Source organism: Microbacterium sp. 1.5R, assembly GCF_001889265.1.
Lineage (GTDB): Bacteria > Actinomycetota > Actinomycetes > Actinomycetales > Microbacteriaceae > Microbacterium.
In genome coordinates, this window is the sequence record NZ_CP018151.1 from 3,559,200 (window position 1) to 3,576,195 (window position 16,996).

At 67.8% G+C, this 16,996-nt stretch carries 18 protein-coding genes; 8 read left to right on the top strand and 10 right to left on the bottom strand.

The annotated features are described in order from the left end of the window. Nucleotides 1–24: 24 nt before the first annotated feature. From BMW26_RS17080 to BMW26_RS17090, 3 genes are read right to left on the bottom strand one after another with little or no spacing between them, the layout of a single operon-like run. Nucleotides 25–942, bottom strand: a complete 918-nt coding sequence (locus tag BMW26_RS17080) for a carbohydrate ABC transporter permease (RefSeq protein WP_083569409.1) — start codon at nt 940–942, stop codon at nt 25–27. Continuing rightward, entirely contained in the window at nt 939–1,967 is a 1,029-nt protein-coding gene (locus tag BMW26_RS17085; protein WP_072592132.1) for a carbohydrate ABC transporter permease, read from the bottom strand. Before BMW26_RS17085 ends, BMW26_RS17080 begins: the two co-directional genes overlap by 4 nt. Continuing rightward, nucleotides 1,964–3,352, bottom strand: coding sequence for an ABC transporter substrate-binding protein (locus tag BMW26_RS17090; RefSeq protein ID WP_157557457.1), 1,389 nt, complete (start codon nt 3,350–3,352; stop codon nt 1,964–1,966). Before BMW26_RS17090 ends, BMW26_RS17085 begins: the two co-directional genes overlap by 4 nt. Before the next feature lie 124 nt (nt 3,353–3,476). On the opposite strand from BMW26_RS17090, the gene BMW26_RS17095 reads away from it, so the two are divergent. Together BMW26_RS17095 and BMW26_RS17100 are read left to right on the top strand one after the other, a co-directional pair. Further along, complete coding sequence (locus tag BMW26_RS17095) at nt 3,477–4,628, top strand: ROK family protein (RefSeq protein ID WP_053098194.1); 1,152 nt, start codon at nt 3,477–3,479, stop codon at nt 4,626–4,628. A 24-nt stretch (nt 4,629–4,652) separates the two neighbouring features. Next, complete coding sequence (locus BMW26_RS17100; protein WP_053098195.1) at nt 4,653–4,880, top strand: RNA-binding S4 domain-containing protein; 228 nt, start codon at nt 4,653–4,655, stop codon at nt 4,878–4,880. Between the two features lie 19 nt (nt 4,881–4,899). On the opposite strand, the gene BMW26_RS17105 is transcribed toward BMW26_RS17100, so the two are convergent. Further along, the gene (locus tag BMW26_RS17105; RefSeq protein ID WP_072592134.1) at nt 4,900–5,457 is read right to left on the bottom strand and encodes a dihydrofolate reductase family protein; all 558 of its coding nucleotides are present in this window, start codon (nt 5,455–5,457) and stop codon (nt 4,900–4,902) included. Nucleotides 5,458–5,610: 153 nt separating this feature from the next. On the opposite strand from BMW26_RS17105, the gene BMW26_RS17110 reads away from it, so the two are divergent. Together BMW26_RS17110 and BMW26_RS17115 are read left to right on the top strand one after the other, a co-directional pair. Continuing rightward, nucleotides 5,611–6,507, top strand: coding sequence for an SDR family oxidoreductase (locus tag BMW26_RS17110; RefSeq protein ID WP_053098197.1), 897 nt, complete (start codon nt 5,611–5,613; stop codon nt 6,505–6,507). Nucleotides 6,508–6,609: 102 nt separating this feature from the next. After that, nucleotides 6,610–7,395 (top strand): DNA/RNA non-specific endonuclease, encoded by a 786-nt coding sequence (locus tag BMW26_RS17115; protein WP_056275536.1) that lies wholly within the window; start codon nt 6,610–6,612, stop codon nt 7,393–7,395. On the opposite strand, the gene BMW26_RS17120 is transcribed toward BMW26_RS17115, so the two are convergent. Together BMW26_RS17120 and BMW26_RS17125 are read right to left on the bottom strand one after the other, a co-directional pair. Then, entirely contained in the window at nt 7,392–7,736 is a 345-nt protein-coding gene (locus BMW26_RS17120; protein ID WP_056275539.1) for a hypothetical protein, read from the bottom strand. The two genes, BMW26_RS17115 and BMW26_RS17120, sit on opposite strands and share 4 nt — an antisense overlap. 62 nt (nt 7,737–7,798) lie before the next feature. Beyond that, nucleotides 7,799–8,707: an RNA polymerase sigma-70 factor gene (locus BMW26_RS17125; protein ID WP_232224499.1), complete on the bottom strand. Its 909-nt coding sequence runs from the start codon at nt 8,705–8,707 to the stop codon at nt 7,799–7,801. 191 nt (nt 8,708–8,898) lie between these two features. Here BMW26_RS17125 and BMW26_RS17130 point away from each other — a divergent pair, with 191 nt between their 5' ends. Both BMW26_RS17130 and BMW26_RS17135 read left to right on the top strand, forming a co-directional pair. Beyond that, entirely contained in the window at nt 8,899–9,660 is a 762-nt protein-coding gene (locus tag BMW26_RS17130; RefSeq protein ID WP_072592135.1) for an SDR family oxidoreductase, read from the top strand. 86 nt (nt 9,661–9,746) lie between these two features. Further along, the gene (locus BMW26_RS17135; RefSeq protein WP_053098200.1) at nt 9,747–10,502 is read left to right on the top strand and encodes an SDR family oxidoreductase; all 756 of its coding nucleotides are present in this window, start codon (nt 9,747–9,749) and stop codon (nt 10,500–10,502) included. 193 nt (nt 10,503–10,695) lie between these two features. Here the strand turns inward: BMW26_RS17135 and dnaB are convergent, their stop codons facing one another. Beyond that, nucleotides 10,696–12,069 (bottom strand): replicative DNA helicase, encoded by a 1,374-nt coding sequence (dnaB, locus tag BMW26_RS17140; protein ID WP_053098201.1) that lies wholly within the window; start codon nt 12,067–12,069, stop codon nt 10,696–10,698. A gap of 555 nt (nt 12,070–12,624) precedes the next feature. On the opposite strand from dnaB, the gene BMW26_RS17145 reads away from it, so the two are divergent. Together BMW26_RS17145 and BMW26_RS17150 are read left to right on the top strand one after the other, a co-directional pair. Continuing rightward, nucleotides 12,625–13,710 (top strand): hypothetical protein, encoded by a 1,086-nt coding sequence (locus tag BMW26_RS17145; protein WP_072592136.1) that lies wholly within the window; start codon nt 12,625–12,627, stop codon nt 13,708–13,710. Nucleotides 13,711–13,819: 109 nt separating this feature from the next. Beyond that, complete coding sequence (locus tag BMW26_RS17150) at nt 13,820–15,460, top strand: beta strand repeat-containing protein (RefSeq protein WP_072592408.1); 1,641 nt, start codon at nt 13,820–13,822, stop codon at nt 15,458–15,460. A 257-nt stretch (nt 15,461–15,717) separates the two neighbouring features. Here the strand turns inward: BMW26_RS17150 and rplI are convergent, their stop codons facing one another. The 3 genes from rplI to BMW26_RS17165 are packed head-to-tail and all read right to left on the bottom strand — an operon-like array spanning nt 15,718 to nt 16,996. Continuing rightward, a complete protein-coding gene (gene rplI, locus BMW26_RS17155) occupies nt 15,718–16,170 on the bottom strand; it encodes a 50S ribosomal protein L9 (RefSeq protein WP_053098203.1) in 453 nt (150 codons plus the stop codon). An 11-nt stretch (nt 16,171–16,181) separates the two neighbouring features. Then, entirely contained in the window at nt 16,182–16,436 is a 255-nt protein-coding gene (gene rpsR / locus BMW26_RS17160) for a 30S ribosomal protein S18 (protein ID WP_042541518.1), read from the bottom strand. 50 nt (nt 16,437–16,486) lie between these two features. Beyond that, complete coding sequence (locus tag BMW26_RS17165; protein ID WP_053098204.1) at nt 16,487–16,996, bottom strand: single-stranded DNA-binding protein; 510 nt, start codon at nt 16,994–16,996, stop codon at nt 16,487–16,489.

The following is a 16,996-nucleotide window of genomic DNA, read 5'->3' on the forward strand; positions in this document are numbered from 1 at the left end:
GGGGGCCTTCTTTCCAGCGGGGACTCAGCCCTTCTCCGCACCGGCGGTGAGGCCTCCGACGAGGAGCCGCTCGGAGGCGAAGAAGAGGATGATGATGGGCAGGGTCAGGATCACGGAACCGGCCATGAGGACCGTGGTGGGAACCTCGATGCTGCCGGAGAGCTGGGAGAGGCCCAGCGAGACGGTCCATGAATCGCGCTTCTCGACGAGGAACAGCAGAGCGAAGAGGAACTCGTTCCAGGCGATCATGAAGATGAACAGTCCGTTCGACACGATCGCGGGCATGGCGAGCGGGATGCTGACCCGGCGCATGATCTGGAACCGGGTGCACCCGTCGAGTGCCGCAGCCTCCTCGAGCGAGACCGGGATCGTGGCGAAGTAGTTGCGCAGCGTGTAGATCGACACCGCCGCGACCTGTGACACGTAGACGATGAGCAGTCCGACGAGCGAGCCGCGCAGCCCGATCTGCGTGAAGAACACGAACAGCGGCACCGCCAGCAGGATCGCAGGGAAGAAGTACACCGCGAGGAACAGGCCGGACACCTGACGGCGACCGAAGAAGGCCAGTCGGCTGACGGCATACGAACCGGGAATCGACACCAGGAGCGTGAGCACGACCGTCGCGAGAGCGACCAGCAGTGAGTTGCGCATGAAGACGATGAAGCCCTGCCCGCCGGCGTCCACGGGCGCCAGCACGTCGAGGTAGGTCGAGAAGTCGAGCTCCTCGATCGTGATCCACAGCGCGCCCGGGTTCTGCAGCAGCGAGTCGAGCGAGCGGAAGCTGAGCAGCACCATGTAGTAGAACGGCACGACGGCGGCGAGCACCAGCAGCAGGATGACGATCGGGCGGAGGATGCGGAAGAGGGCGTTCTCGAAGCCGTCGCGGTCGAATCCGCGTCTGGCGGGCCGGGCCTCGGTGACGGCGTCGGTCGTCGCACTCATGCCTGCTCCTCCTGTCGGCCGAAGATCTTCAGATAGACGCCGACGAGCACGGCGAGAATGGCCGCGAGCACCAGGGCCTGAGCGGCGGCGGCGCCGATGTCACCGCGAGCGGTGAGCAGGTCGAACACCCGCACCGAGACGACCTCGGTGCCGGCTCCGCCACCCGTCAGCAGGTAGATGTCGTCGAAGTTGTTGAACGTCCAGATGAAGCGCAGCACGCAGAGCACTGCGATCGTCGGCAGCAGCTGCGGAAGAAGAATGTGCCGGAAGCGCTGCGTGGGGGTCGCGCCGTCGACCCTGGCCGCCTCGTCGAGCACGGCCGGGACCGCCTCGAGTCGGGCCGTGAGGAAGAGGAAGGCGAACGGGAAGGATCGCCAGGCTTCGAACAGGATGACGGTGATCAGCGCCATCGGCAGCTCGACCTCCCACCCGAAGATGCTCACGGGCAGGGCGCGGTCCGAGAGGAACGCGATCGGCTCCTCCCATCCGAGCACGGTGGTGCCGAACCAGTTCACGATGCCGAACTGCGGGTTGAGCATCGTCGACCACACGAACGTCGCGGCCACGACCGGGGCGACGTACGGCAACAGCAGCGAGGCGCGCACGAGGCCGCGCCCGCGGAACGGCTTGCGCAGGGCGAGGGCGGCGGCGAGGCCGATGCCGATCGCGAGCGCCGTGCCGCACACGGCGTAGACGACCGTGGTCCACAGCGCGCTGAAGAAGCCGGGCGACGTCAGCACGTCGATGAAGTTGTCGAGGGTGTAGTCGCCGATGATCCCGGTGCCGCGGATGTTGATCAGGCGGACGTCCTGGAACGCGAGGGAGATCGCCCAGATGATCGGCAGGACGACGGCGACCAGGATGATGATGAAGGTCGGCGAGATGAGCAGCAGCCCCGCCCGGTTCTCCTCCCGACTGTGCCTCGACCCGCGCCGCGGCTTCATCGCGCCGGTCGGTCTCGGCGGCGTGGTGCCGGGCTCGGGGCGCTGTGCCCCGAGCCCGGACCCCTCGACGACTCTGCTCACTTCAGCGACTCTGCGATCGAGCGCACGGTCTCGGCGGCGGTCGACGCGGCGTCAGCCGGGTCACCGCCCTGGGCGACATCACTCACCGCCGTCGCGACCGGAAGCTCGCCCTGCAGCGCGCCGAGCAGCGAGCCCTGGCCCTGGGTGATGCCCCAGCGGGCGAGATCCTCCGGCCCTGCGGCCACAGCATCGAGGACCTCGGGTGCGTAGAAGTCGGACAGAGGAGCCTTGGTGTCGACTCCGGCGGGAAGCGTCGCCCACATGTCGGAGAACATCGTCGGATCCTCGGGGGTGCCGGTGCGGACGGGAACCTTGCCCTCGGGCGCGATCGCGATCCAGGGCTCGTAGCCATCGCTCATCATGTACTCGACGAACGACTGCGACGCGTCGGTGTTCGCTCCCTCGGTGATGGTCCACGAGGTGATCTCGCCGAACTGCGCCGCGGCATCGGAGTCGGGTCCGGCGATCGACGTGACCACGCCGGTGTTCGCCGCGAGGAAGGCCGGGTCGGCGAGGCACTCGGGGCACGAGGGCTTCGCATCCTCACGCAGGCCTGCCAGCTCGTCGAGCACGAAGCTCGACCAGATGAACATGGCCGCGTCGCCCGCGAAGTACGTGGCGCGGGTCGTGTCGACGTCCTGCGCACCCGGCACCGAGTAGTCGCCGGTCAGCTCGCCATAGAACTCGAACGCGCTGACACAGGCATCCGAGTCGAGCTCGACGTCACCGTCTTCGTTGACGAGCTCGCATCCGTTACCTAGCGCGATCTGCTCGAAGGTCTGCTCGGTGAAGGCGTCGCCCGGGGCGGTGGCGCCGACGAAACCGGCGACCTCGGGCGAGTCGAGGGTCTTCGCGGCCTCGAGGATCGATTCGTACGAGTCGGGGACGTCCAGGCCCGCGGCCTCGAAGAGGTCGGTGCGGTAGAAGAGCATCTGGGTCCACGACTCACTCGGGATCGCCAGGCTGGTGTCGCCGTCGGAGGTCAGGGCGAGCGCGTTCTCGGAGAACGTCGACGCGTCGAGCGCGTCGATCGTCGCCGCGACGGCATCCGTGTCGACGAACTCGTTGGCCGAGAGCGTGCGCACCTGAGGCAGCGAGATCCCGCCGATCACGTCGGGCAGGTCGCCGGCCGCGGCAGACGAGGTGATGAGCTGGGCGAACTGGTCTTCCGCGACCGAGACGACCTCGACCTCGATGCCGGTCTCGTCGGTGAACGCGTCGACGATCTCCTGTGTGGCGGCCACCCGATCGGGAAGGTCCTCCTGCAGCCAGAAGGTGATGCCGGTATCGCCGCCGTCGTCGTCGCCGGAGCTCGTGCATCCGGTGAGGGCGAGCGCCGTCACGCACACCGCGGCCATTGCTGCTGCTGTCGCACGGGTATTCACTATGCGCCTCCTTGCGCTGGAAATGCAGGACTGAGCCGTCGGGTCGACTCCCATTAAGACTAAAAGCTAGACATAAGTCGCCTAGCTGTCAAGCATTAAGCTGATCTCGTCGTCAGGAGGTTCGATGTCCGGTCCCGGGGAAGTCCTCGATCTCATCAGAGAGCGCCGCGCCTTCACGCGCGGCGATGTGCTCGACGTCACCGGGATGTCGCGGATGACCGTCGCCACGCGCATCGACGCGCTTCTCGAGGCGGGACTCATCATCGAGTCGGGAACCGAGAAGGTCACCTCGGGTCGACCGTCACGGCGCCTCGAGTTCAACACCGCTCACGCGCACGTCATCGCCGCCAACGTCGACACCACGCACACCACCGTCGCCCTGACCGATCTCGCCGGACGCGTGACCGCCGAGGAGCGCATCGAGGTCGCCGTCGCCGACGGACCCGACGCGACCCTCAACGCGATCGCCGAGCACGCCGAGCGCCTGCTGTCGCAGGCCGGCATCCGCCGCGAGGATGTGGCTGCGATCGCGCTCAGCATCCCCGGTCCTGTCGACCCCGACACCGAGCGCCCCTCGCAGCCGCCGATCATGCCCGGCTGGGACGCCTACCCGATCCCCGATCACCTGCACGACGCCCTCGGCGTCCCCGTGCTGGTCTCGAACGACGCCGACGCCGCCGCACTGGGTGAGCAGCGCGCAGCGCATCCCGATTCACGCTCCCTGTGCTTCATCAAGGTCTCGTCGGGCATCGGCACCGGCATCGTGCTGGGTGGCCGGGCATACCGCGGCACCGACGGAGGGGCGGGTGACATCGGCCATGTGAAGATCGCCGGGCACGACGACCTGCTGTGCCAGTGCGGAGCGCACGGATGTCTGGCGGCCGCGGCATCAGGCCGAGCAGTGGCCAGGGCGCTCACCCAGCTCGGCAAGCCCGCCTCGTCAGCCTCGGATGTCGGCACCTACCTCGCTGACGGCGACCCCGATGCCGCGCGACTCACTCAAGAGGCGGGTCGGGTGATCGGCGAGGTCGTCGCGACGGTCGTCTCGCTCCTCAACCCCTCGGAGGTGGTGCTCGGCGGGATGCTGGCATCGCCGCCGCTGCTGGCCGGAGTCCGCGAGACCCTCTATCCCCGATCCCTGCCCCGCGCGACCCGGCACCTGAGCATCAGCCAATCGACACTGGGCGAGAAGGCGACAGCCGTGGGGCTCGCGGCGATGGTGGTGGAGCGCGAGTACTCGGCATCCGCGGTGAACGCGGCGCTCGCTCGCAGCTGAGCACCGCCGGATACCATCGGAGTCATGACGAATTCCGGTCCGATCGACGATGTCTCCATCGGCGGAGAGATGATCCGCCTCGGCCAGTTCCTGAAGTACTCGGGACTGCTCGACTCGGGCGGTGACGCCAAGGAGGTCGTGATCGACGGATTCGTGAAGGTCAACGGCGAGGTCGATCGACGGCGCGGACGCCAGCTGCATGACGGCGATCTGGTCACCTTCGAGGGCCGTACCGTTCGCGTACGCCCCTGATCACGCGGGCCGCTTCCGGTCACACCCGCGTCGTGTAGCGGAGGAACATCACGCCGCTGTCGAAGCGCCGATCCTCGGCGAGCTCCAGGTCGACGTGCACCCCGTCGGGGAAGAACAGCTTGCCACCACCGACGATCGCCGGTCCGATGAAGAGACCGAACTCGTCGACCAGTCCCGCGCGGATCGCCTCGGCGGCGAGAGTGGGGCCGTCGACGGAGAAGTCGCTGTCGGACTCAGCCTTCCACCGCGCGATCACCTCCGGATCGAACGTGCGCTCGAGCCGGGTGCGCTCGCTCGACACCTCGGCGAGGGTCTTCGAGAAGACGACCTTCTGCGCGGCCTGCCACACCCGCGCGTAGTCGATGCCGACCTGCGGCTGATCGGGTTCGAGATGAGCGGTCTCCCAATAAACCATGGTCTCGTACATGCGCCGCCCGTAGAGGTAGGTGCCGACGTCTGCGAACTGCTTGTTGATGAAGTCGTGCAGGTCGTCGTCGAGCGCCCAGTCGAACCCGCCGTCCGGCCCGCTGACGTATCCGTCGAGCGACGTGATCATGGAGTAGATGAGTCGGGCCATGCGGCGAGGCTACTCCCGGCGTCCGCACGGGTCGACCCCTTCTCGGCGTCCTCTCTAGCGACCCTCGGCGTGAGACGCAAGGTGCTGGCCGACATTCCGACGTCGGCGCACGCTGGAGACATACCCCCAGACCAGCGATCGAGAGGAACCCCCATGTCTCGCGACCAGTACACCTTCACCAACCCGGCCGAGCTCTACTCCGACATCGAACCCGAGAAGCAGCACATGCCGGAGCCCGGCCTCGATGCCGACCTCGGTCCGAAGGCCGACCTCGGTGAGGAGAGCTACCGCGGCACCGGCCGACTGACCGGGCGCAAGGCGCTCATCACCGGCGGCGACTCCGGCATCGGCGCGGCGACTGCGATCGCCTTCGCACGCGAGGGCGCGGACGTCGCGCTCTCGTACCTGCCCGAAGAGGAAGAGGATGCGGCGCGCATCGCCGGCATCCTCCGCGACGCCGGCGCGACCGTGGCGCAGATCCCCGGTGATCTCCGTGACCCCGAGTACTGCCGCACGCTCGTCTCGGAGGCGGTCGGTGCGCTCGGCGGCCTCGACATCCTCGTCAACAACGGCGGCAAGCAGATCTACAAGGAGTCGCTGACCGACATCACCGACGAGCAGTTCGACGACACCTTCAAGACCAACGTCTACGCGATGTTCTGGATCACGAAGGCCGCGCTGCCGCACCTCCCGGCAGGCTCGACCATCATCAACACCACGTCGATCCAGGCCTACTCGCCGTCGGGAATCCTCGTCGACTACGCATCGACCAAGGCCACGATCAACGCGTTCACGAAGGGCCTCGCCGAGCAGCTCGCGCCGAAGGGCATCCGTGTGAACGCCGTGGCACCGGGACCGATCTGGACGCCGCTGCAGCCGAGCGACGGACAGCCGCAGGAGAAGCTCCCGGAGTTCGGGGAGGACACCCCGCTCGGCCGCATGGGCCAGCCCGCAGAACTCGCCCCCGCCTACGTCTTCCTCGCCTCCGCGGAGTCGAGCTACGTCGCCGGCGAGACGCTCAACGTCAACGGCGGCATGCCCACGCCGTGAGTCGCTGACCGCGGACGCCCCCTCCCGAGCTCGCTTCGGAGGGGGCGTTCGCGTGTGCGGCGGGGCCGGGGCGATGTCGGTGGAACCAGGCAGTATGTCGGTATGGCAGACGGATACGACCTCGACTTCCTTCCGACGCGAGTGCCCCTGCCCGGGCCGGCCCGCGATGCGACGGAGCTGACCTACCCCCACTTCAGCGTGCTGCTCGACCGCGAGCGCCGCCTGGCCGCCGTGACGGGCGTGAACATCGACGGGGCGCTGCTGCGCGAGCTGCCCCGCACCGGGGACTGGCAGCTCGACCCCCGAGTCGATGCAGCACTGCAGACCGGACCCGAGGTGTATGCGCGCAACGACCTCGATCGCGGCCACCTCGTGCGCCGACGCGACCCCGGCTGGGGTGATGTCGACGACGCTCGGGCGGCGACCGAGGCGACGTTCTTCTATCCGAACGCCGCCCCGCAGGCCGCCGGTTTCAATCAGTCCGCAGAGCTCTGGCTCGGTCTGGAAGACCACGTGCTCGAGTATGCCGAGACGACGGATCAGCGGATCTCGGTGTTCACGGCCCCTGTGCTGGGAGACGACGATCCGCCGTACCGCGGCATCCGCATCCCTCTTCTGTTCTGGAAGATCGCGGCGTGGCAGGGCCCCGACGGTCTGTCAGCGGCCGGGTTCGTGCTCGATCAGTCAGAGCTCGTCGAGTCACCGGACGGTCTCTTCGCGGTTCCGCCGCTCGGCGCATTCCGCACCTTCCAGGTTCCGATCACCGAGATCATCCGGGTGACGGGGCTGGATGTCGGCCCGCTGCTCGATGCCGATGTGCTCGACCGGCGCAGCGCCCGATCGACCGAGTGGCGGGCGCTCGCCTCGGCATCCGACATCACGCTCTAGCCGTCGCGGCGTCGGTTCCAGTGGGTGAGCTTGTCGGGGTTGCAGACGACCCAGATGCGCGAGAGCAGCCCTGATCTGCTCTCGACCGACACCGCCGCGACGACTGCGCCGTCTCGTTCCAGCACGAGTCCAGCGGAGCCGTTGATCGACGCGATCGAGACCGTGGGGCCGGTCGCCACCAGTGCCGCCAGCTCCGCGGATGCCGTGTGGGTCCCGTCGACGGCGGTCGACGACTGCGGCATGCGACCTCCGCTGTCGATGATCATCACCACGTCAGGGTGCAGCATCGAGCGGATGCCGGCGCGGTCGCCCGCGGCGAGCGCCAGCCGGAGTTCTTCCACAGCGATCGGTTCGGAGGCATCCCGAGGTCGCCGGCCCAGACGAGCCGGATGCCGCCCGCGAGTCATGTCGCGACCGCGGTGATGTGTCCGAGCTTCTGGGGACTCATCACCCAGAGCAACTGCTCGATCCCTTCGTCGGACGCCGTGACGGTGACCATCGTGGTGACTTCACCGTTCTCGACGAGCGTCGCGGCGGGCTGACCGTTGACCTCCACCCACCCGATCGACTTGCCCGTCCAGAAGTGGTGCGCGAAGGCAGCCACGAACTGCGCCACGCGGCCACGACCGATCACCGGGATCCGCGCCGCCAGCTTCACCCCGTTGCCGTCGGTGTAGCTGACCACGTCGGCGGCGAAGAGCTTCTCGAGCTCCCGGGCATCGCCCTTCCGCGCGGCGGCGAGGAAGGCCTCGAGCAGGTGACGTTGATGCGAGGGCTCGACGGTGATCTGCTTCGCCGAGGCCAGGTGCGCGCGAGCCCTGCTCACCAGCTGTCGAGCGCTCACCGCACTCGACGAGATGATCTCGGCGATGCGGGGATACGGATAGTCGAACGCCTCGCGGAGGATGTACGCCGCACGCTCGGTCGGGGTGAGCTTCTCGAGCGTCAGCAGGATCGCGAACTGCAGCGCCTCGGCGCGCTCGGCGCCGAGCGAGGGATCGTCGTCGGTGTTGACCGGTTCAGGCAGCCACGGCCCGATGTAGGTCTCCCGCTTCACGCGAGCCGACTGGAGAACGTTGATCGACAGACGCGTCGTGATGGTCGTGAGGAAAGCGGCGGGTTCCTGCACCTGGGTCCGGTCGGTGTTCTGCCAGCGGATCCAAGTCTCCTGCACGATGTCCTCGGCGTCGGCCACGGTGCCCAGCATCCGGTAGGCGATGCCGAACAGTCGGCGGCGCTGGGCGGCGAACACCGAGACTGCGGTGCCGAGGTCTCGGATCGACCCGCTGTGCTCGTCACGTGTCGCGGTCACGTCTTCACTCTGCACCAGAGGTCGCCGCATGCGCACTCCCCTTTCCGCGCCGTCGGCGCTCCCACTCACAGCTCTGACCGGAGAGCGACGCGATCTGTGACGAATCCTGGCGATTCCGTCACAGCCGGGTCCGCCGGCCGGTCAACCAGGTACATGCGGGCTCGTCCGCATCACTCGATCGGAGGAGCGACATGAGGATCACAGTCATCGGCGGCACGGGGTTGATCGGCACCCGCGTCACGCGCGTCCTGAAGGGCGCGGGACACGACGTCGTCGTCGCGTCTCGCGCCACGGGGGTGAACTCATTCACCGGCGAGGGGCTCGACGAGGCTCTCGCCGGCGCATCCGCGGTGATCGATGTGTCGAACTCGTCGTACACCGACGAGGCCGGTGCGCAGGAGTTCTTCTCCACCTCGACGATGAACCTGCTCGCCTACGGCGAAGCCGCGGGCGTCTCCCATCACGTCGCCCTGTCGGTCGTGGGCACCGACCGCCTCGCACGCGCGCAGGGCGGATACTTCATCGCCAAGCATCAGCAGGAACGCCTCATCGCGGCATCCGGTCGCCCGTACACCCTCGTGCATGCGACGCAGTTCTTCGAGTTCATCCGCAGCATCACCGACCACGCCCTGCGCGAGGGAGCCGCGCACATCGCCGATGTGCTCGTGCAGCCGATGGCGGCCGACGACGTCGCGAACGCGGTCGCAACGGCAGCGCTCGGAGAACCCCGTGTCGGGATGATCGAGTTCGGCGGCCCCGAGGTGTTCAGCCTGACGGAACTCGCGGCACTCGACCTGCGGGCGAGACAGGACGATCGGGAGGTCGTCCCGGATCCGCTCGGAACGTACTTCGGCGCGCATCTCGCCGCCCGCGACCTGCTGCCGGAGATGACCGCGACGATCGCTCCGACGAGGTATCACGACTGGAGGGTGAAGACGCCCGCCAGCATCTGAGAACCCGAGGCGTCACATCTTCGGGCACTCAGCGGTCATACCTGGCAGACGCCACCCGGGCGTCGTCACCGAAGAAAGGTTTGAACATGGCAGAGATCGTCGTCATCGGAGGCACCGGCCTCATCGGCTCGAAGGTCGTCGCGAAGCTGACGGAGCACGGCCACGACGCCGTCGCCGCATCGCCGAACACCGGCGTGAACTCGCTCACCGGCGAGGGCCTCGCGGAGGTTCTCGTCGGAGCCCACACCGTGGTCGACGTGTCGAACTCCCCCTCGTTCGCCCCCGACGATGTGCTGGAGTTCTTCACCACGTCGACTCGCAACCTGCTCGCCGCTGAGGCCGCGGCCGGTGTCACCCACCACGTCGCTCTCACGATCGTCGGCACGAACCGCCCGCAGAACATCCCCTACTTCGCGGCGAAGGTCGCACAGGAGACGCTGATCCGTGACTCCGGGATCCGATACTCCCTCGTGCACGCCACGCAGTTCTTCGAGTTCGTGGGAAGCATCGCCGACATCTCGACCGACGGCGACACAGTGACGCTGCCCGGGGCGCTGATCCAGCCGATCGCCGCCGAGGATGTCGCCACGGCAGTGGCCCGTGCTGCGGCCGGTGAGCCGACCGGCGACATCGAGATCGCAGGCCCGGAGGCCTTCGGCATGGACGAGTTCGCGCGCCGCGCGCTGGCCTTCCGTGGCGATCCTCGCACGGTCGTGCGTGATGACGCTGCGCCGTACTACGGTGCGCAGATCGAGGAGCGCACCCTCATCCCGGTCGACGGGGCGCACATCTTCGAGACGACTCTCGAAGAGTGGCTGCCGCTGAACCCGCCTCGCGAGTAGCGGCGGCATACCGGTCGACAATAGGTCTTGCGCGGCGCGTCGGCCGGTGTCACGCTTGCGTCACAGCTCTGTCGCGCTGTAACGCGACAGCTGGGGTGCCGCTCATCGGCGGCATCGGATGGGGCGCCCTTTCTGCTACCTCCCCCGTGGTGGGGGCGTCCCGTCCTCCCCCGACCTGGCGAGCGAGCGCGACTCAGTTGAAGTCGCCGCCCGGTGCCATGTCGTGGAAGCGCGAATAGTGGCCCTGGAAGGCCACGGTGATCGTCGCGGTCGGGCCGTTACGGTGCTTGGCGACGATCAGGTCGGCCTCGCCCGGACGAACGTCCTTGTCGTAGACCGAGTCGCGGTGCAGCAGGATCACCATGTCGGCGTCCTGCTCGATCGAGCCGGACTCACGCAGGTCGCTGATCGCGGGCTTCTTGTCGGTGCGCTGCTCGGGACCACGGTTCAGTTGCGACAGAGCGATGACCGGAACCTGCAGCTCCTTGGCGATGAGCTTGAGGCTTCGCGAGAACTCCGAGACCTCCTGCTGACGCGACTCGACGCGCTTGCCTGACGTCATCAGCTGCAGGTAGTCGATGATGACCATCCGCAGACCCTCACGCTGCTTGAGTCGACGGCACTTCGCCCGGATCTCGACCAGCGTCATGTTCGGGCTGTCGTCGATGTAGAGCGGAGCGTCGTTGATGCGTCCGCGGGTCGCGGCGACCGTGGTCCAGTCCCGCGGGTCGAGGTTTCCCTTTCGCATGTTCTGCAGAGGGATCTGCCCCTCGGCACTGAGCAGACGCATCGCGATCTCGCTCTTGCCCATCTCGAGTGAGAAGAAGACCGAGGGGAGGTTGTGGCCGATGGAGGCAGCGCGGGCGAAGTCGAGCGCGAGCGTCGACTTACCCATGGCGGGACGAGCGGCGACGACGATCATCTGCCCGCCGTGCAGGCCGTTGGTGAGCTCGTCGAGCTCCTTGAAGCCGGTCGGGACACCCGTCATCGACCCGTCGCGACCGCTGGCGGCCTCGATCTCCTCGAGCGCGGCGTCGACCGCGATCTGCAGCGGCACGTAGTCCTCTGCGGTCTCGGAGCCGGTGATCGAGTAGATCTCAGCCTGGGCGTTGTTGACGAGGTCGGTCGCGTCGCCCTGTCCGTCGTAGCCGAGCTGCACGATACGCGTTCCCGCATCGACCAGACGACGCAGGATCGCCCGCTCCGACACGATGCCCGCGTAGTAGCCGGCGTTGGCGGCGGTGGGGACGATCGAGGTGAGCGTGTGCAGATAGTCGGCACCGCCGGCCCGGCTCAGCTCTCCCGTCTTGATGAGCTCGTCCGTGACGGCGACGACGTCGGTCGGCTCGCCGTGCGAGTAGAGCGACAGGATCGCCTCGAAGATCAGCTCGTGCTTGGGGATGTAGAAGTCGGCACCCTTGAGCGTCTCGATGACGTCGGCGACAGCATCCTTCGAGAGGAGCATTCCCCCCAGGGCGCTCTGTTCGGCGAGCGTGTCGTGGGGAGGCGTTCGCTCCTGCGGACGCTTGCCTCCGAGGCGCTCCTCTGAGATGTCGGCGATCGACACGCTGCTCCCTTCGATGCGACGGTTCTTCCGGTGTGCTCGGTGCCGACTGCGTCGGTCACGCGATGCGAATCAGCTCGAGAAGGGCCGTCCGCACAGCAAACCAGGCACTTCCGACATCGGGTCGCTGGACCACGCTACGAGCGGGGGTTTTCGGTCGCAACACGGCCTGTGGATAACTATGTGGAAAGCGTGCGAACAAGTCCGGAGAGTCTGTGCAGAACGCATGTGGATAAGTCGGTGGAGTACCTCGAAACAGAAGTTTCTTTTTGCATCTGATCGGGTGTTTGTAGTTTCCCCACCCTGTGGATGAGATCGTGGTTCAACCGGGCATTGAAGGTTCATCGAATCCGGGATGGGATGTGTAGAACCTGGGGAAAGTCAAGCCGAGATTCCACCGGGCGCGTCACAGTGCGCAACCCTCCGAAATGTGCGCGATATGTCATCGTTTCCGAGCGGAACCCTCTAGACACGGCGATATACCGGGAGTATCGTCACCCGCTATCGACGTACTGTGCGTCGAGGACGAACGATCGCTCTCGGGGGAGGGAAGTCGACGTGAACGCTCAGGCAACCCGCCGCGGCCTACCTGCCGTCGCTCTCTGGGGTGGCGTGGGCGCGATCGCGTGGGCCACGATCACGATCCTCACGGGCGGTTCGTCCGCGAGCGCGGACGACGGATCGAACGACTCGCTGCTCGACGGCGTCTCCTCGATCGTGAGCGAGACCGTCTCATCGGTCGAAGACACCGTGACGTCGGTGACCTCCCCGATCGTCGCGCCGGTCGAGCCCGTCGTGACCGAGGTCGTCCAGCCTGTGGTCACCCAGGTCGTCGAGCCGGTCGTGACCGAGGTCGTCGAGCCCGTCGTCACTCACGTCGTCGAACCCGTGCAGCAGGTGGCACCTCCGGTCGTCGAGCACGTCGCCGAGACGATCGCTCAGGTGCCCGTCGTCGGCCCTGCGGCGTCGCCGATCATCGACGCCGCCACCGACACCACCGGGACCGTCATCACTCCCGTGACCGATCTGCTCGACGGATCCCCGGTCGCCGAGATCGTGGCACCGGTGCAGGATCTGATCACCGAGCTGCCGATCGTCGGAGAACTGGTCGACGATCTCGGAGTGCCGCCGGTGATCGACGATGTCGTCGGCGTCATCGACGCGACCACCCCGACTGTCGGCACGGTGGTTGAGAACACTCTCCCGCCGGTACTCGAGGCCATCACCCCCGCACGCCCCGGATCCTCCGGATCGGACCCCGACCCCGGTCCGCTCGAGACAGCGCCGCTCGGAACGGTTTCCCCCCTGGCCGACGAGCCGACACGCGGTCACTTCTCCACGTCCGCGTCGCGCCAGCCCGTGATTCCGTCGGCCGGGTCCGACCTCCCGCCTACGGTGTCCGTCGCGGCATCCGAGGTGAACGAGCCGGCAGCCGACGTCGAGGAGTCCCCCTCTGCACCGCCCGCCGGAGCCCCCTCCGCGCCTACTTCCTCCGCCGGTTCGAGCGGAGCATCCTCATTCACCCCCGCGCGCCTCAGCGATGCGGGAGTTTCTGCGTTCCGCACTGTGGAGCGCACTTCCGGTGCATCCGACGACGTCCTTCCGACGTCTCTGGTCGCCGACACCGACGTCTCTCCTGACTGACGGGTTGTCCGGTCGTTCCTCGTGAACGACAGATGCCGTGCTGCGCGCGCACATGCTCTTCGCGTGCACCCATCCAGACACACCCACTTCCAGTCAGGAGAAGGTCATCATGCGTACATACATCAAGCGGGCCCTGTGGGGCACGCTTCTCGCCGGCGGGATCACCCTGCTCGGCGCAACAGCCGCACACGCGGCAGACACCTCAGGAGAAGACGGGCTGCTCTCGGGCACCCAAGCGGATGCGCCGATCTCGGTGCCCGTGACGGTCGTCGGCAACGCGGTCTCACTGCTCGGAGACACCTCCGCCCAGCAGACCTCGGCGCCCGCTTCGTCTCCCGCTCCCGCTCCCGCACCGGCCGCCACCACGAGTGGCGATTCCGGCACCGCATCGGGCACTCAGGCCGTCGTGGACGTCGTCGTGCCTGTCACGGTGACCGACAACGCGATCACCGTGCTCGGAGACTCGTCGAGCGACACGGCGGCTGCTCCGGCTGAGGCTCCCCAGGCCCCAGCTCCGGCTCCCGCTCCCGCTCCCGCTCCCGCGATCACGACGAACGGCGCCGACGGCGTCCTCTCGGGTACCCAGGCCCTGCTGGACGTCGACGTTCCGGTCACCGTCTCAGGCAACGCGATCACCCTGCTCGGCGACAGCGAGGCAACGGGCCAGAATGCTGCAGCACCGGCATCCTCGGACGGCGGCGGCGCGGGATCGACTGAGCCGACCACTTCGGGCGACGACGGGGTCGCAAGCGGCACCCAGGTCGTCGCGCCCGTCACCGCACCGATCGACGTCACCGGTAACGCCATCTCCATCCTCGGAGACAGCGAATCCACCGGCGGCACCAGCACCGGCACCCCGTCCGGAGGCAGCAGCACCGGAGCGGAGACGTCCGGAGACGACGAAATCCTCAGCGGAACGCAGGTCACCGCACCCGTCACCGCACCGATCGACGTCACCGGCAACGCCATCTCCATCCTCGGAGACAGCGAATCCACCGGCGGCACCAGCACCGGCACCGCGTCCGGAGGCAGCAGCACCGGAGCGGAGACGTCCGGAGACGACGGAATCGCGAGCGGCACCCAGGTCGTCGCACCCGTCACCGCACCGATCGACGTCACCGGCAACGCCATCTCCATCCTCGGAGACAGCGAATCCACCGGCGGCACCAGCACCGGCACCGCAGGAAGCCCAACCACCGGCAGCACCACCACCGGAGACGACGGAATCCTCGGCGGCACCCAGGTCACCGCACCCACCACCGCACCGATCACGATCGGCGGCAACGCCATCTCCGTGGTCGGCGAGAGCACGGTGACGCCGCCGACGACGGACCCGGGCACTGATCCCGGAACGGACCCGGGCACCGACCCCGGAACGAACCCGGGCACCGACCCCGGCACCGACCCGGGCACCGACCCCGGAACGAACCCCGGCACCGACCCCGGAACGAACCCCGGCACCGACCCCGGAACGAACCCCGGCACGAACCCCGGAACCGACCCCGGAACGAACCCCGGAGTCGACCCCGGAACCACCCCCGGAATCGGCATGAATCCTGGAACGGTGACCGCCGTCGGCACGGGCGCCACCGCAGCCGCTGCCGCGAGCGGCACAGCTGCGACGGCATCCGAGCCCATCGAGGGACTGGCCGCCACAGGTGGTTCGTCCTCGATCGGCTTCGTGTCGCTCGCCGCTCTCCTGCTCCTCCTCGGAGCGGGGATGCTGCGCCGCCGCCGTGTGACGGCGTAGCCGCAGACCCCGGCGGTGTCGACGTCCTCGGGGGAGGAGATGCGACACCGTCGGTGTGCGGGTCCCGCGACGCCCCGCGCAGGTTCCCCAGACCTGCCCGCGTCGGCGATGCCGCACAGTTCACGGATGCCCCGCGTCCCCAGCGCGGGGCATCCGTCGTGCCCCGCCACTCCCCCGAGCGAGTGCGCCCCGACAGCCCCGCACACGCAGAACGCCCCCTGTCCCGAAGGACAGGGGGCGTTCGAGAGCGTCGCGCCTTACTTGGCGGCGACGACCTGCAGCGTGATGACTGCGGTCACGTCGTCGTGCAGACGAACCGTGGCCTCGTGCTCACCGGTCGTCTTGATCGCCGACGGGATGTGCACCTTGCGCTTGTCGATCGAGCCGAGACCCGCGGCTGCGACAGCATCCGCGATGTGATCGGTCTTGACCGAACCGAAGAGACGACCCTCGTTGCCGGCCTTGACGGCCAGGCGCACCTTGGTGTTCTCGAGGGAGTTCTTCAGTGCCACGGCCTCGTCGCGGTCGTGGATCGCGCGAGCCTGACGAGCAGCCTGGATCGAAGCGACCTGCTTTTCGCCACCGCGGGTCCACGCCGTAGCGAAGCCCTGGGGGATGAGGTAGTTGCGGGCGAACCCGTTCTTGACCTCGACCACGTCACCGGCGCTACCAAGCCCGGCGACCTCGTTCGTGAGAATCAGCTTTGCCATCTCGTTACCCCTTACCGGCCGGCGCCAGCGTAGGGCAGGAGTGCCATTTCGCGCGCGTTCTTGATCGCGGTGGCGATCAGACGCTGCTCCTGCACCGAAACACCGGTGATACGACGGGCACGGATCTTGCCGCGCTCCGAGACGAACTTACGGAGGGTGGAGACATCCTTGTAATCGATGACTCCGACCCGGATCGACTTCGCGGGAGCGGTGGGCTTGCCACCCTTCCGCGGCTTGCGGCGGTCGCCGCTCGACTTTCCAGCCATTGTTTTTCCTTAATTATGAGTCGGATGCCGAAGCATCCGGAGATCCTGTTTCAGAAGGGGGTGTCGTCACCGAAGCTGCCCGGAGTGCTCCAGGCATCTGCGCTGGTCGACGAGCCGGGCGTAGACCACGGCTCTTCCGACACCTGCTGCTGCTGTGCGGGACGGGACTGTCCGCCGCCGCCGCCGCCGCCGGTCGACGCCGCACGGGTGACCTGCGCGGTCGCGTACCGAAGCGAGGGGCCGATCTCGTCGACCTCCAGCTCGATCGCGGTGCGCTGGTTGCCCTCGCGGTCCTGGTAGGAGCGCTGACGCAGACGGCCCTGCGCCATGACGCGCATGCCCTTGGTCAGCGAACCCGCCACGTGCTCGGCGAACTCGCGCCAGACCGACGCGCGGAGGAACAGCGCTTCGCCGTCCTTCCACTCGTTGGCGGCGCGGTCGAAGTTCCGAGGCGTCGAAGCGATGGTGAAGTTCGCCACCGGCAGTCCGTTCTGCGTGTAGCGCAGCTCGGGGTCGGCCGTGAGGTTGCCCACCACGGTGATGACTGTTTCGCCGGCCAT